We start from the raw sequence: 12,978 nt of genomic DNA on the forward strand, positions 1-12,978 counted from the left end.
CCGGGCCATTCGGCTGCCGCGTACACGCTTCACCGACGAGGGCGTGGGTACCCAGGCGGGGCAAGCGAACGCGAGCGCGCGGCGCCCCCTCCATGGGCGCGGGAGGACGTCTTCCTCCGCTGCCCGTTTCGCCGCGTGGACGACACGCCCGGAAGGCGGCAACCACATGAGCGAGAACCCGGTCAAAGGCATGAAGGACAAGGTGGTCGACGCGCTGCGGGGCGACGGGCAGGCGGATGGCGGCATCCCCGGCAGGCCCGGCGCCGAGCCGCCCGAGGTGGCCGAGCCGACCGAGCCCAGGCCGCCGCTGCCGCCCAAGCCCGACCAGACGACCCCGGCCGCGGTCAGCCCCACCGGCCGCCCCACGGAAGCGGACCCGACGGCGCGGGCCCAGGGCGGCCCCTACCTCACCACCGCGCAGGGCAACCGCCTCTACGACACGGACCACTCCCTGAAGGCCGGTGAGCGCGGGCCCGTCCTGCTCCAGGATCACCATCTGCGCGAGAAGATCACCCACTTCGACCACGAGCGCATCCCCGAGCGGGTCGTGCATGCCCGCGGCGCCGCGGCCCACGGCGTGTTCCAGAGCTACGGCACCGCCGCGAACGTCACCAAGGCGGCCTTCCTTCAGCGGGACGTCGAGACACCGGTGTTCGTACGGTTCTCCACGGTGCTCGGCTCCCGGGGGTCGGCCGACACCGTGCGGGACACCCGGGGTTTCGCGACCAAGTTCTACACCGGTGAGGGCGTCTTCGACCTGGTCGGCAACAACATCCCGGTGTTCTTCATCCAGGACGCGATCAAGTTCCCGGACGTCGTCCACGCCGCGAAGCCGCACCCCGACCGGGAGATCCCGCAGGCGCAGAGCGCGCACGACACGTTCTGGGACTTCGTGACCCTGCACACCGAGGCCACGTTCCACACGATGTGGAACATGTCCGACCGGGGCATTCCGCGCTCGTTCCGGATGATGGAGGGCTTCGGCGTCCACACCTTCCGGCTGGTCGACGCCGAGGGTGCGACCACACTGGTGAAGTTCCACTGGAAGCCGAGGCTCGGCGTGCACTCCCTGGTGTGGGAGGAGGCCCAGCTCATCGGCGGGACGGACCCGGACTTCCACCGGCGCGACCTGGCCGACGCGATCGAGGCGGGCGCGTATCCCCAGTGGGAGCTGGGCATCCAGACCTTCCCGGACACTCCCGAACAAACCTTCGAAGGCATCGATCTGCTGGACCCGACGAACATCGTCCCCGAGGAACTGGCGCCCGTGCAGCCGGTCGGTCTGCTCACGCTGAACGCCAACCCGTCGAACTTCTTCGCCGAGACCGAGCAGGTCGCCTTCCACCCCGGCCATCTCGTGCCCGGCATCGACATCACCGACGACCCGCTGCTGGCCGGCCGCCTCTTCTCCTACCTCGACACCCAGATCACCCGCCTGGGCGGACCCAACTTCGCGCAGATCCCGGTGAACCGCCCGCACGCCCCGGTGAACGACATGCTGCGCGACGGCATGCACCAGACCGCCGTGCACACCGGGGTGGCCCCCTACCGGCCCAACTCCCTCGACGGCGGCTGCCCGTTCGTTGCCGGCACCGGCGACCTCGGGGGCGCGGGCGACCACGCGTACGTCGAGGCTCCGGTGCGGATTCCCGAGGCGACGAAGTCCCGTACCGCGCCGGCGTCCTTCGCGGACCACTTCACCCAGCCGAGGATGTTCTGGCTGAGCCTGAGCCCGGTGGAGCGGGAACACCTGGTCGCCGCCTACACCTTCGAGCTCGGCAAGTGCTACGAACAGGCCGTCAAGGAACGAGGGCTGCGGGTACTCGCCAACATCGACCCCGAGTTGTGCGAACAGGTCGCCGCCGGCCTCGGTCTGCCCGCGCCCGAGGCCACCGTGCCGATCGTCGCGGTCGACCCCAGTCCCGCCCTGTCGCAGGTGGGCCAGACCTGGCCGCTGGACGGGCGCATCATCGGTGTCGTCACGGACGGCGCCACCGACCTGGACGGTCTGCGCTCGGTGCGGGACGCGGTGTTCACCGCGGGCATGGTGCCGCTGGTCATCGCTCCCGCCGGTGGGAAGCTCGACCCGGAGGGCGAGCCCATCACCGTCCAGCGCAGCTTCGCCACCGCCCGGTCCGTCGAGTACGACGCCGTGCTGCTGGCCGGCGCTCCGGCGCCCGCCCCCGACGCGTACGGCGCACGCGATGCGAAGGCCGGGGAACCCGGAGCCGACAGCAGCGTCGATCCCCGGGTGCTGCTGATGCTGGCGGAGGCCTTCCGGCACGGCAAGGCGATCGGTGGCTGGGCCGGCGCCGAGGCCGCGCTCCGGGCGGCCGGTGTGCCCACGGACGCTCCCGGAGTGGTGACCGCCCGGACCGGTTCCGACGCGCTGCAGGAGATCATCGGTCTGCTGACGAAGCACCGCGTCTGGGAGCGGTTCGCCTCCCGCGTGTGACCGGGTCCGGCCCCCCACGTCGGTGTGTCGAACCGGGCGCCCAGGGGACTCGGACCGGGAGCCCGGTACTCGGAAGACCGGCGTGATCCCGCCTGCGGCAGGACCGGAGGAGCAGAACATGCGAGCACTGACCTGGCAGGGCCGACGCGACGTCCGCGTGGAGACCGTCCCCGACCCGCGGATCGAGAAGCCCGACGACATCATCGTCAGGGTCACGTCCAGCGGGATCTGCGGTTCCGACCTCCACCTGTACGAGCTCTTCGGTCCTTTCATCGACCAGGGCGACGTCCTGGGCCACGAACCCATGGGCATCGTGGAGGAGGTCGGGCCGCAGGTTCGCACGCTCGGGCCGGGCGACCGGGTGGTCATCCCGTTCAACGTCTCATGCCGTGACTGTTTCATGTGCAACCAGGGCCTGCACTCGCAGTGCGAGACGACCCAGGTCCGCGAGCGCGGCACCGGCGCAGCCCTGTTCGGGTACACCAAGCTGTACGGGCAGGTGCCGGGCGGGCAGGCGGAGCTGATGCGGGTGCCGTTCGGCGACAGGCTGCCCATCAAGGTGCCCGAAGGGCCGCCGGACGACCGGTATGTGTACCTGTCCGACGTGCTGCCGACCGCCTGGCAGGCGGTGGAGTACGCGGCGGTGCCCGAGGGCGGCAGCGTGGCCGTCCTGGGCCTCGGGCCCATCGGAGAGATGTGCACCCGGATCGCCCGGCACCGGGGCGCCGGTCTGGTCATCGGCGTGGACCTGGTGGACGAGCGGCTGGAGCGCGCCGCGGCACACGGGGTCACCTGTTTCGACCTCCGCCGGCACAGCGGCAGGGACCTGACCGAGGCCGTGCGGGATCTGACCGGCGGGCGCGGACCGGACTCCGTGATCGACGCCGTCGGCATGGAGGCGCACGGCGCCCCGTTCGCCAAGGCCGCGCAGTGGCTGACCGGTCATCTGCCCGACGCGGTGGCGCAGCCGCTGATGGAGCACGCCGGAGTGGACCGGCTGGGGGCCCTGCACACGGCGATCGACCTGGTACGGCGCGGCGGCACCCTGTCCGTCTCCGGGGTGTACGGCGGGGCCGCGAGCCCCATGCCCCTGCTGACCATGTTCGACAAGCAGGTCCAGGTGCGCATGGGCCAGGCGAACGTCTGGAACTGGGTGGACGACATCCTGCCCCTGCTCACGGACGAGGACCCCCTCGGCGTGGACGGCTTCAAGACGCACGCCATGCCGCTCGAGGACGGACCCAAGGCGTACGCGATGTTCCAGGCCAAGGAAGACGGCATGGTCAAGACCCTGCTCAAGCCGTGACCGTCCTGAGGACCGAGCCCGAGGTGACGTACCCATGCCGACGAAGGAACTGTCGACCGAGGACCTGCGCGACATCGCCGAGCGGCTGACCGCAGAGGCGGACGCGCTGCGCGTGGAGCTCGCGGCGGCCGAGGCGCAGATGTCCGCCCTGTCCGCGGACTGCGACCTCGACGCGGGCGACGCGAGCGCGAAGACGACCGCCCTCGAGAGCCTGCGCACGGACACCGAGCGCGCCCGGACGCTGCTGGACCGGATCCTCACCACCCTGTCCCGGGTGGGGGCGCCCGGCTTCGGCCGGTGCACGGCCTGCGGCGGCGAGATCGGCCGCGACCGTCTGCTGGCGGTACCGCACACGGACCTCTGCATCGCCTGCGCACGGACGGGGACGGACGCCGGAATGTGAAGCCGGCGTCCGCCCGAAGCCCGCAATCCGCCCGAAGCCGGGTCCGCCCGAAGCCGGATCCCGTCAGACGTCCCGCTGCTCCAGCGGCCGTACGGCCGGGCCCTGCAGAACGCGTCCGTCGGCGTCGAAGCGAGAACCGTGGCAGGGGCACTCCCACGCCTGCTCGGCGCGGTTGAACGCGACGAGGCAGCCCAGGTGGGTGCAGCGCGCCGACACGGCGTGCAGCTGCCCGGAGTCGTCCCGGGACACGGCGCACACATGGCCGCCGACCCGCAGCACCGCGCCGTCTCCCGGGGCGACGTCGTCGACCGAGCCGCCGCCGATGAACGGCGCCAGACGGTCACCCACGAAGTGCTGGGCGACCTTCGCCTGGTACTTGAGGAAGGCGGGCGCCTCCCTCAGGACCGTGCCGACCCGGCGCGGGTCGTACAACTGCGCCCACGGCGGCTCGCGCCCGTCGATCAGCGCGGACAGCAGGAGCCCTGCCATGACACCGCCGCTGAGCCCCCAGCCGCCGAAGCCCGTGGCGACGTAGGTGTGGTGGCTCGCCGGGTGCAGGGGCCCCACGAGCGGCACGGTGTCCGAGGAGTCGTTGTCCTGGGTGGCCCAGCGGTGCCTGAACTCCAGGGGCCCGAAGCGCTCGGTGGCCCAGCCGGCCAGTCGGGTGAGGTGTTCGCCGGTGTCTGAGGTACCCGGCGTGAAGTGCTCGCCGGTGACGATCAGCAGACGCGTGCCGTCCTGGTAGGGGCTGGTGCGGATCGACCGCGTGTTCTCCTCGGGAGTGATGTACATGCCCTGCGGCGCACGTCCCGCTTCGATCGGCGCCGTCAGCACGACCTCGCGGCGCGGCGAGAGCCGGGCGAAGAGCATCGCGCGGTCGAAGATCGGGTAATGGGTGGCCACCACGACGTCCCGTGCCGTGACCGTGTGTCCGGCCTCGGTGGTCAGACGGCAGGGCTCGCCTTCGTGCAGTCCGACCACGCGGGTGTGCTCGTACAGCTGCCCGCCACCGCGCTCCAGCGCCTCGGCGAGCGCCAGGAGGTACTTGCGCGGATGAAACTGCGCCTGGTCGGCCACCCTGACCGCGCCCGCCACGGGGAAGGGCAGATCCGTGTCGGTGACGAACTCGGCGGGCAGCCCCGCCTCCCGCGCGGCGTCCGCCTCGGCGCGCAGCTCGGACACGCGGTCGTGGTCCGTCGCGTAGGTGAACGCCGGTGCGGTCTCCCAGTCGCAGTCGATGCCGAGTTCGTCCACCAGCTCGGCTGCGCGGCCGATCGCCTCCAGCTGGGAGCGGCCGTACAACCGCGCGCCGTCGGCGCCCCGGGTGCGGCGCAGTCGCTGGTAGACGAGGGAATGCAGCGCGGAGAGCTTGGCGGTCGTGTACCCGGTGACGCCCTCGGCGAGGCGTCCGGCCTCCAGCACGGCAACGCTGCGGCCGCCGCGCGCCACCTCCCAGGCGGTGCTCAGGCCCGCCACCCCGCCCCCGACGACGGCCACGTCGACGGTGATGTCCTCGGTGAGGGCGGGCCGGGGGACTCCGGGTGCCGTTTCGATCCAGTACGACGTCTGCGTGCCGGTGTGGTCACTCATGGCGCCCCGAGTTCCCCGGGGCGGGCCGTCGAAGCGCGGCCGGTCAGGGCAGCGGCGTGCCGCCCGTGGCATTGACGATCTCGGCGGTGATGTAGCTCGCGTGCTGCGAGGCGAGGAAGACGTACGCGGGAGCGATCTCAGCCGGCTGGGCGGGCCTGCCCAAGGGTGCCTGCTTGCCGAAGTTGGTGGTGTCCGGGAGCGTCGCCGGGATCAGCGGGGTCCACACAGGCCCCGGAGCCACCGCGTTCACCCGGATGCCGTCGGAGGCGACCATCTGCGCCAGGCCCTGCGTGAAGGTGACGATGGCGCCCTTGGTCGTGGCGTAGTCGAGCAGGTGCGAACTGGGTTTGTACGCCTGGACGGACGTGGTGTTGATGATCGATCCGCCGGGCGGGATGTGCGGCAGTGCCTTCTTGCACAGCCAGAACATCCCGTAGAGGTTCGTCCGCATCACCCGGTCGAACTGCTCGGTGGTGATGGCCTGGATGCCGTCGGACTGGGCCATCTGGTACGCGGCGTTGTTGACCAGGACGTCGATGCGCCCGAACTCGGAGAGCGCCCGTTCGATCAGACGGTCGCACTGCTCCTCGTCACGGATGTCGCAGGACACCGGCACCGCCTTGCGGCCCGCGTCCTCGACCAGACGCGCCGTCTCACGGGCCTCGCCGCTCTCCTGCTCCAGATGGGTGAACAGGACGTCCGCGCCCTCCCGCGCGTAGGCGAGTGCGACGGCGCGTCCGATCCCGGAGTCGCCGCCGGTGATGACGGCCTTCCGGTCCGTGAGGAGGCCACTGCCGCGGTACGAGTCCTCCCCGTGGTCCGGCGGCGGGTCCATCGGGCCGGTCCATCCCGGGTGCGGCTGGTCCTGCTGGGGGAACTCGGGCTGAGGATGCTGTTGTCCGGGGTGCTGAGCTGCGTTGTCGTTCACGGTGCGTCGAGTCCCCCCACCGGGCGGGATCGACACATGCCCGGAACACTTCGAACCAGACAGATCGAACGCACCATTCACGGACATCTGTTCGATTGAGAGTGTCCCTATAGCCCGTGTCCCTACAGCACCCGGTACATGACGTGCAGCCCCACCCTCCCGAACCGCGGATGGTCGTACGCGTCCGGAACGGTGCCCACGATCGCGAACCCGAGGGACGTCCACAGCGCCACCGCGGGGTTGGTCTCGACGACCGCGTTGAAGACCATGCCCCGGTAACCCTGGGCCTTGGCCGCGGCCAGGATGTACTCGGCGAGAGCGCGGCCGATGCCCTGTCCCGCGCGGTCGGGGTCGACCATGAAACCGGCGTTGGCGATACCGGCTGCGGGGCCGCCGTAGTTGGGCGTCACGTAGGCCGAGCCGACAATCGCTCCGGCGTCGTCCTCGGCGACGTACACGCGTTTGGCAGGCGCCATCCACAGGGCGCGGGCCGTCTCCTCAGAGGTGTCGGGGTCCCAGGTGTAGGTCTCCCCGGCGGCGACGATCCGGTGCCAGAACGGCCAGATGCGCGGCCAGTCGCCGGCCGCGGCTTCTCTGATCAGCATGGGCGTGAGCCTGGCACGCCCATGCCGTCAGTGATCACGACGGGTCCGAGGGGTCAGTCCACGCTGGGCAGGATGTGCGGCTCGGCGAGGTCGTCCTCGTAACCGGCCAGCCGGATGGGGGCGGAACGGGCCCACACGTCCAAGCTGCCGAGCTTCTTCTCGACACGACGGCCTCCGCGCTCCATGCGTTCCTTGGGGCGCTGTTCGTGATGCGTCTTCTCCGGTGTCACCGCGCACTCCTTATGTGTCGGGTAACCCTCAGGACGTTCCGGTCCAGTGTGCCGCCGTGCCCTCGACGTCCGGTCGGGTTCAAGTCAAAAAGGTCGGACGCGGTGGCGCCGGCAACTCGTACGAGGGCAGGCCGTGGTGACCGACCTGTCCCGGGACGGACCGTGGGTGTGGGTAGGACCCCAAAGGCTGTCCGTACACCTCAGGTTAACCAAATGAGCGGGCTCCCGCTCGATGGGGCTGAAACAACCGTGTAACTGTCTTGAGTCGTACGGTTCCATGCGGCCACGTTTTCCACCATTTTGGCGGTATTCAGCATGGTTCGAGGCCACCCGTTCGGTCCCCTCGTCGAACTGCTCACCGGTACGGCAGGTGTACGGACCGGCGCACACGGTGCTCAGTTCAGGTCCCGTTGGCCGGTACGCAAGCTCACCCTGATCTGCTGATGACCGGCAACGGCTTTTCTCGCGGGAGGACTGACGCATGGAGCTGCGCAGCGTCGAGGAGCTGATGGACCTGCTGCACGCCTGCCGGGGCGCGCGGAACACCCCCGGCGGCAGCGGACGGCCGGTCGATGTGTACGAACACGCCCTGCAGACCGCCGCCCTGCTGCGCCGAAGTCACCCCGCGGACAAGGAACTCCAGGTCGCCGGGCTGGTGCACGGCATCGGCCCGCTGCTGGGACGGGGCGACGGCGCCGGGCGCGCCGACCTGGCGGCCGACGCGGTACGGCCGCTGCTCGGTGAAAGGGTCTCCCGTCTCGTACGCCTGCAGGGGCACGACGGGCCGCTGACGCCCGCGGAGGCCGCCGCGTTCGAAGGCGACCCGCTGGCCGGCGACGTCGTCACCCTGCGGCAGGCGGAAGAGGCGGCCGAGGTGGCGGGCCTGGACGCGGGGGTGCTGGAGGACTGGCGGACGGTGCTGGAGCTCGTGGCGGCACGACACGCCCGGCTGGAAGCCGTGGACTGAGCGCGACACGCCGCCGGGGACGCGCCGCCTGTGCGCCGTCCTGGCCTTTCTCGCGATCGACTCCGGTCCGGCGCGGGCGCCAGGCCGTGCCCTGATGGCGGTCTCGTCCTCCCGGGCGCGGGGCGTCAAGCGGCCCGCGCACCGGGCGCGTAGAAGTGGGCGCGGACACGGCGCAGCCATGCCTCGACGGCCGTCTCGTCGGGCCGTTCCGGCAGCGCGGCGCGTGCCTCGCCGAAGGCGTGCTCGTAGAACCGGAGCAGGGGCAGAGCCACCGTCGGGTCGGCGGCCACGCGCTCGCCGAACTCGTGGTACTCCTGCGGGTTCTCCACGCGGAGGGTCAGCCGCCCGGTGGTGTACAGCTCCAGGCCCTGGTGGCAGAGCCGCCTGAGGTGACGGGCGTGTTTGGCGGTGCGTCTGCGGGTGTCGGCGGAGAAGGAGCCGTCCCCTCGGGACTCAAGGCGACGGAACTGCTGGGTGGCGTAGCCGAGATAGGCGTCACGGACGCGCCTGGCGCACAAGAAGGACGTCCGGATGCCGATCAGCTCGTCGCCGAGCGCGGTGCGCACCTCGTACAACTCGTCCGGGAGCCAGACCAGTTCCGTCGCGGTGGGATTGCCGCCGAGCGCGAGCCGGCACCACTTCGCGGCTTCGTGCAGGGTGCGGTCCGGGGCGGTGGAGACAAAGGACTCCTTGGGCGGGTGCAGTCCGTGCAGCCGCTCCGTGGCCGCCGCGAACAGGCCGAGCCGGTCGACGTCGGAGTCCTCGTGGGCGAGCCCGTACGCGGTGGACCCGACGATGCCGGACAGCAGGACGTTCGGGACGGTCACGGTCGCCGCCTTCCTTGGTTCTCACGCTGCGCCGGTACGCCCGCGGTCAGTGGGGACTTGAGGTCATGGGGGGACGTTAACCGCCCGGGCGGGGCCACGGCGAAGGGTTTTCACACGTACGCCCCGGAGCCTCAGCCTCCGGGGCGTACGCCGTACGGGACCGGCAGTCGCTCAGGGAAAGAGTGCGATCCCGGCCGCGATCACCAGCACGATGCACACGATCAGCCCGACCGTGGCCCAGGTGCTCCGGTGTTTCAGCGGAGCCGGGGTTCCCCCTCCGCCGCGCGGCCGGTCCTCCGGCAGGACACAGTCCGCCGGGCGATCGGACATGTAGAACTGCTCGTCGCTCGGGTAGACGTTGCGGGGATCACCGGCGGCGCGGGGATCGATCTCATGGGGAGTGGACATGGGCCCTCCTTGCGCGGTGCTCGTCGAGGACGAGTTCCCGGCCGGCGCCGGATGACGCGTCAAGGGCGCCGCGTCACCGCCTCTCGGGCCGCTACCGGGCTCACCACTTCCCCGGCGCGTAGTCCTTCAGGAAGACGCCGTACAGGTCCTCGCCCTGTTCGCCGCGCACAATCGGATCGTATACCCGGGCAGCGCCGTCCACGAGGTCGAGCGGCGCGTGGAAGCCCGCGTCCGCCAGGCGCACCTTGTCCGGATGCGGGCGCTCGTCCGTGATCCAGCCGGTGTCGACGGCGGTCATCAGGATGCGGTCCTTCTCGAACATCTCCTGGGCGCTGGTGCGCGTGAGCATGTTCAGGGCGGCCTTGGCCATGTTGGTGTGCGGGTGTCCGGCGCCCTTGTAGCCGCGGCTGAAGACGCCCTCCATGGCGGAGACGTTCACGATGTAGGTCCGGCGGGCCTGCGACGCCGCCATCGCCGGGCGCAGGCGGCTGATCAGGATGAAGGGCGCCGTCGAGTTGCACAGCTGGACCTCGAGCAGCTCGATGGGCGTGACCTCCTCGACCGTCTGCACCCAGCTGTTGGTGTCGTGCAGGTCGGGGACGAGGCCGCCCGCGTCGATGGCCGTACCGGCCGCGATGCGTTCCAGGGACGCCGAGCCGGAGACCAGCGCGAGGTCGGTGACGTCCTGCGCGGTCAGCGCGCCGCCGCCGGCCACGGGCAGCGCGGCCACGGCCCCGGAGCCGAACGTGCCGATGACCTCGGCAGCCGGCAGCTCGCCCGCCGGGAGCGGGGCGGACTCGGCTGCCACCAGTTCGCTGTAGGCCTGCGCGGAGCGGCGTACGGTCTGCGCCGCGTTGTTGATCAGGATGTCCAGCGGTCCCTCGGCGGCCACGGAGTCCGCGAGCGAGACCACCTGGGCCGGGTCGCGCAGGTCGATTCCGACGATCTTCAGCCGGTGGATCCACTCGTCGCTGTCGGGCTGGGCCTTGAAGCGGCGGATGGCGTCGTTCGGGAAGCGCGTGGTGATCGTGGTGTGGGCGCCGTCGCGCAGCAGGCGCAGCGCGATGTACATGCCGATCTTGGCCCGGCCACCGGTGAGCAGGGCGCGCTTGCCGGTGAGGTCGGCCCGGGCGTCGCGGCGGGCCCGGTTCTCGGCGGCGCACTTCTGGCAGAGCTGATGGTAGAAGTAGTCGACCTCGACGTAGCGGGTCTTGCAGACGTAGCAGGAGCGGGGGCGCTGGAGTATCCCCGCGATCCGGCCGGCCTCGGTGGCCGAGGACGGCAGGATGCCCTCGGTCTCGTCGTCGATGCGCTGCGCGGAGCCGGTGGCGGTGGCCTCGGTGACCGTCTTGTCGTGGGCGGTCTTGGCGGCGCGGCGCTCCTGGCGGCGGCGCTGCTTGACCGTGCGGTAGATGTGCGAGGTGGCGCGGCGCACCTTGATCGCGTCGGGGTGGTCGACGTCGAGCTTGTCCAGCTCCTCGAGCACGCTGAGGCAGACGGCGAGCCGCTCCGGGTCGATGCCGGGCCCGTACGCCACCTCGTCCATGGCCGCGGGGCCGTCCTCTGTCACCGTCATCGCGCTGCCGTTCCTCGCTCTCCCGCGCAGCGCTCCGACCGCGCTCGCCTCCGAACGGGGAATTTTACGGAGCGGCGGGCGGGTCACCAAACCCGCGATGATCGAGTTCGGCCCGGTCGCCGGCGGATGGGCCGCGCGCCGCCGCGGATGACGCGTGCCCCGGCACCACTCGGGATGCCGGGACCGACGCGTCCGTCCCCGCTCAGGTGCGGCAGGCCGCCAGCAGTGTCTCGACCTCGTCAGGGACCGCCCGTGCCAGGCGTTCCAGGTCCGGCACCGCCCGGCCGTCCGCGACGAGCCCGTAGTGGACGCGACCGCGGTACGTCGAGATCGCCACCGCCAGGGACTGGCCGCGGGCCAGGGGGGCGAGCGGGTAGACCTCGGCGAGCGGGTTGCCGCCGAGCCTCAGGCCGAGGCTGGGCAGCGGCACGCTGGTGACCAGGATGTCGAACCAGAGCCGCGCGGCCTGGCTGACCAGCGGCCCGCCCAGCCGGTGCCCCAGCGCCGGCACATGGTCGGCGAGCAGCGCGACGGCGCCCGCGCCCCGGTTGGGCCCGGCGTCCTTGTTGCGGTCCATGGCCGTACGGACCGTCCGCAGCCGCTCCAGCGGGTCCGGATCACCGACCGGGAGCCGTATCAGGTAGCCGGAGAGCCGGTTGCCCTGTGGGTGGGCGGTGCGCGGCCGACGCTTGGACACCGGGATGAGCGCCCGCGGCTCGACGCCCGCGCTGCCGTCGCCGCGCTCGTCCAGCCAGCGCCGCAGGGCGCCCGCGACGACCGCGATCAGCACGTCGTTGACGGTGCCGCCCGCCGACTTGCGCACCCGGTGCACATCGTCCAGGTCGATGGCGACACCGGCGGTACGGCGGGTGCCGCTGGGCTCGGAGGTGAGCGCGGACGAGGAGCGCATGCCGATGGTGGACAGGGCGACGGAGGCGCCGATGTCCAGGGCCCGCCCCACGTCGGCGAGCGTGCCGCGCAGCAGCCCCGGGAGCCTGCGCACGTCGGGCAGGAGGCCCCGGGCGGGCTCCGGCGGGCGCGGCCGCGGCTCGGGCATGTCCATGGGGTCCATGACGGCGGCCGCGAGGGTGAGCGCGCGCAGCCCGTCGGCGAGCGCGTGGTGGAACTTGAACAGCACGGCGAAGGAGGTGCCGTCCTCCCCCGGCAGCACATGCGCCTCCCAGGGCGGCCGGCCGCGCACCAGCGCGCGCTCCATGAGCCGCCCGGCCTCGGCGTGGAAGTCGTCGGTGGGCGCGTGCAGCCGTACATGGCGCAGAGGGTCGAAGTCGGGGTCCGGTTCCCGGGTCGCGCCACCCAGGGCGAGCGGGAGGCGCGCGGCGGCGAGGTCGCGCGGCAGGCGTACCTCCGGCAGCCAGACGTCGCGGATCCGCATGCGCAGTCCCGGGACCGCGGCGGCGCGGGCCGCCAGCAGATCCGCGGCATGGGCGCCCGCGGTCGGCGAGTGGCAGGAGAACACGCCGAGGGCACCGAGGTGCATGGGGTGCCGGGCGGACTCGATGTTCCAGAACGCCAGGTCGAGTGGTGCGAGCAGGTCAGAAGTCAATGGCTTGCCTCGCGTCGACGATGAGGGAAGCACGAGTCAACCTCCGACAGACGATTACGGTCAAGTACGATCAGGCTACGTACAGTTAACAGCGGATTAAGTCCCGCCTCGCCGAGAGA

General features: G+C 71.6%; 12 protein-coding genes. 4 read left to right on the forward strand and 8 right to left on the reverse strand.

Translation table 11 applies throughout. From position 1 onward, the window contains the following. Positions 1 to 166: 166 nt before the first annotated feature. The 3 genes from ACFYZE_RS21380 (at position 167) to ACFYZE_RS21390 (ending at position 4,164) form a co-directional block, all read left to right on the forward strand. Positions 167 to 2,455: a catalase gene (locus ACFYZE_RS21380; protein ID WP_388996217.1), complete on the forward strand. Its 2,289-nt coding sequence runs from the start codon at positions 167 to 169 to the stop codon at positions 2,453 to 2,455. Between the two features lie 118 nt (positions 2,456 to 2,573). Then, on the forward strand, positions 2,574 to 3,761 hold the full coding sequence (locus tag ACFYZE_RS21385; protein WP_388996219.1) for an alcohol dehydrogenase catalytic domain-containing protein: 1,188 nt from the start codon (positions 2,574 to 2,576) through the stop codon (positions 3,759 to 3,761). 34 nt (positions 3,762 to 3,795) lie between these two features. Continuing rightward, on the forward strand, positions 3,796 to 4,164 hold the full coding sequence (locus ACFYZE_RS21390) for a TraR/DksA family transcriptional regulator (protein ID WP_388996222.1): 369 nt from the start codon (positions 3,796 to 3,798) through the stop codon (positions 4,162 to 4,164). A 63-nt stretch (positions 4,165 to 4,227) separates the two neighbouring features. Here the strand turns inward: ACFYZE_RS21390 and ACFYZE_RS21395 are convergent, their stop codons facing one another. The 4 genes from ACFYZE_RS21395 to ACFYZE_RS21410 all read right to left on the reverse strand — a co-directional run bounded on the left by ACFYZE_RS21395 (position 4,228) and on the right by ACFYZE_RS21410 (position 7,517). After that, positions 4,228 to 5,754, reverse strand: coding sequence for an FAD-dependent oxidoreductase (locus ACFYZE_RS21395; protein WP_388996225.1), 1,527 nt, complete (start codon positions 5,752 to 5,754; stop codon positions 4,228 to 4,230). A 43-nt stretch (positions 5,755 to 5,797) separates the two neighbouring features. Further along, a complete protein-coding gene (locus tag ACFYZE_RS21400; RefSeq protein ID WP_388996228.1) occupies positions 5,798 to 6,682 on the reverse strand; it encodes an SDR family oxidoreductase in 885 nt (294 codons plus the stop codon). A 122-nt stretch (positions 6,683 to 6,804) separates the two neighbouring features. Beyond that, positions 6,805 to 7,287 (reverse strand): GNAT family N-acetyltransferase, encoded by a 483-nt coding sequence (locus ACFYZE_RS21405; RefSeq protein ID WP_388996231.1) that lies wholly within the window; start codon positions 7,285 to 7,287, stop codon positions 6,805 to 6,807. Between the two features lie 53 nt (positions 7,288 to 7,340). Further along, positions 7,341 to 7,517 (reverse strand): hypothetical protein, encoded by a 177-nt coding sequence (locus ACFYZE_RS21410; protein ID WP_388996233.1) that lies wholly within the window; start codon positions 7,515 to 7,517, stop codon positions 7,341 to 7,343. Between the two features lie 481 nt (positions 7,518 to 7,998). Here ACFYZE_RS21410 and ACFYZE_RS21415 point away from each other — a divergent pair, with 481 nt between their 5' ends. Beyond that, a complete protein-coding gene (locus ACFYZE_RS21415) occupies positions 7,999 to 8,484 on the forward strand; it encodes a hypothetical protein (RefSeq protein ID WP_388996236.1) in 486 nt (161 codons plus the stop codon). 125 nt (positions 8,485 to 8,609) lie between these two features. On the opposite strand, the gene ACFYZE_RS21420 is transcribed toward ACFYZE_RS21415, so the two are convergent. The 4 genes from ACFYZE_RS21420 to ACFYZE_RS21435 form a co-directional block, all read right to left on the reverse strand. Beyond that, entirely contained in the window at positions 8,610 to 9,311 is a 702-nt protein-coding gene (locus ACFYZE_RS21420; protein WP_388996239.1) for a DNA polymerase beta superfamily protein, read from the reverse strand. 171 nt (positions 9,312 to 9,482) lie between these two features. Further along, positions 9,483 to 9,719, reverse strand: a complete 237-nt coding sequence (locus ACFYZE_RS21425) for a hypothetical protein (protein WP_388996242.1) — start codon at positions 9,717 to 9,719, stop codon at positions 9,483 to 9,485. A 100-nt stretch (positions 9,720 to 9,819) separates the two neighbouring features. Continuing rightward, positions 9,820 to 11,295: an SDR family NAD(P)-dependent oxidoreductase gene (locus ACFYZE_RS21430; RefSeq protein ID WP_388996245.1), complete on the reverse strand. Its 1,476-nt coding sequence runs from the start codon at positions 11,293 to 11,295 to the stop codon at positions 9,820 to 9,822. 202 nt (positions 11,296 to 11,497) lie between these two features. Continuing rightward, positions 11,498 to 12,859: a wax ester/triacylglycerol synthase family O-acyltransferase gene (locus ACFYZE_RS21435; protein ID WP_388996247.1), complete on the reverse strand. Its 1,362-nt coding sequence runs from the start codon at positions 12,857 to 12,859 to the stop codon at positions 11,498 to 11,500. Positions 12,860 to 12,978: the final 119 nt, after the last annotated feature.

Source organism: Streptomyces sp. NPDC001796 (genome assembly GCF_042892355.1).
In the GTDB taxonomy this organism is placed as follows: Bacteria; Actinomycetota; Actinomycetes; order Streptomycetales; family Streptomycetaceae; genus Streptomyces.

Coding starts and splice junctions, on each gene's coding strand:
- ACFYZE_RS21380 (WP_388996217.1), top strand. CDS start 167: ATGAGCGAGAACCCGGTCAAAGGCATGAAGGACAAGGTGGTCGACGCG.
- ACFYZE_RS21385 (WP_388996219.1), top strand. CDS start 2,574: ATGCGAGCACTGACCTGGCAGGGCCGACGCGACGTCCGCGTGGAGACC.
- ACFYZE_RS21390 (WP_388996222.1), top strand. CDS start 3,796: ATGCCGACGAAGGAACTGTCGACCGAGGACCTGCGCGACATCGCCGAG.
- ACFYZE_RS21395 (WP_388996225.1), bottom strand. CDS start 5,754: ATGAGTGACCACACCGGCACGCAGACGTCGTACTGGATCGAAACGGCA.
- ACFYZE_RS21405 (WP_388996231.1), bottom strand. CDS start 7,287: ATGCTGATCAGAGAAGCCGCGGCCGGCGACTGGCCGCGCATCTGGCCG.
- ACFYZE_RS21415 (WP_388996236.1), top strand. CDS start 7,999: ATGGAGCTGCGCAGCGTCGAGGAGCTGATGGACCTGCTGCACGCCTGC.
- ACFYZE_RS21425 (WP_388996242.1), bottom strand. CDS start 9,719: ATGTCCACTCCCCATGAGATCGATCCCCGCGCCGCCGGTGATCCCCGC.
- ACFYZE_RS21430 (WP_388996245.1), bottom strand. CDS start 11,295: ATGACGGTGACAGAGGACGGCCCCGCGGCCATGGACGAGGTGGCGTAC.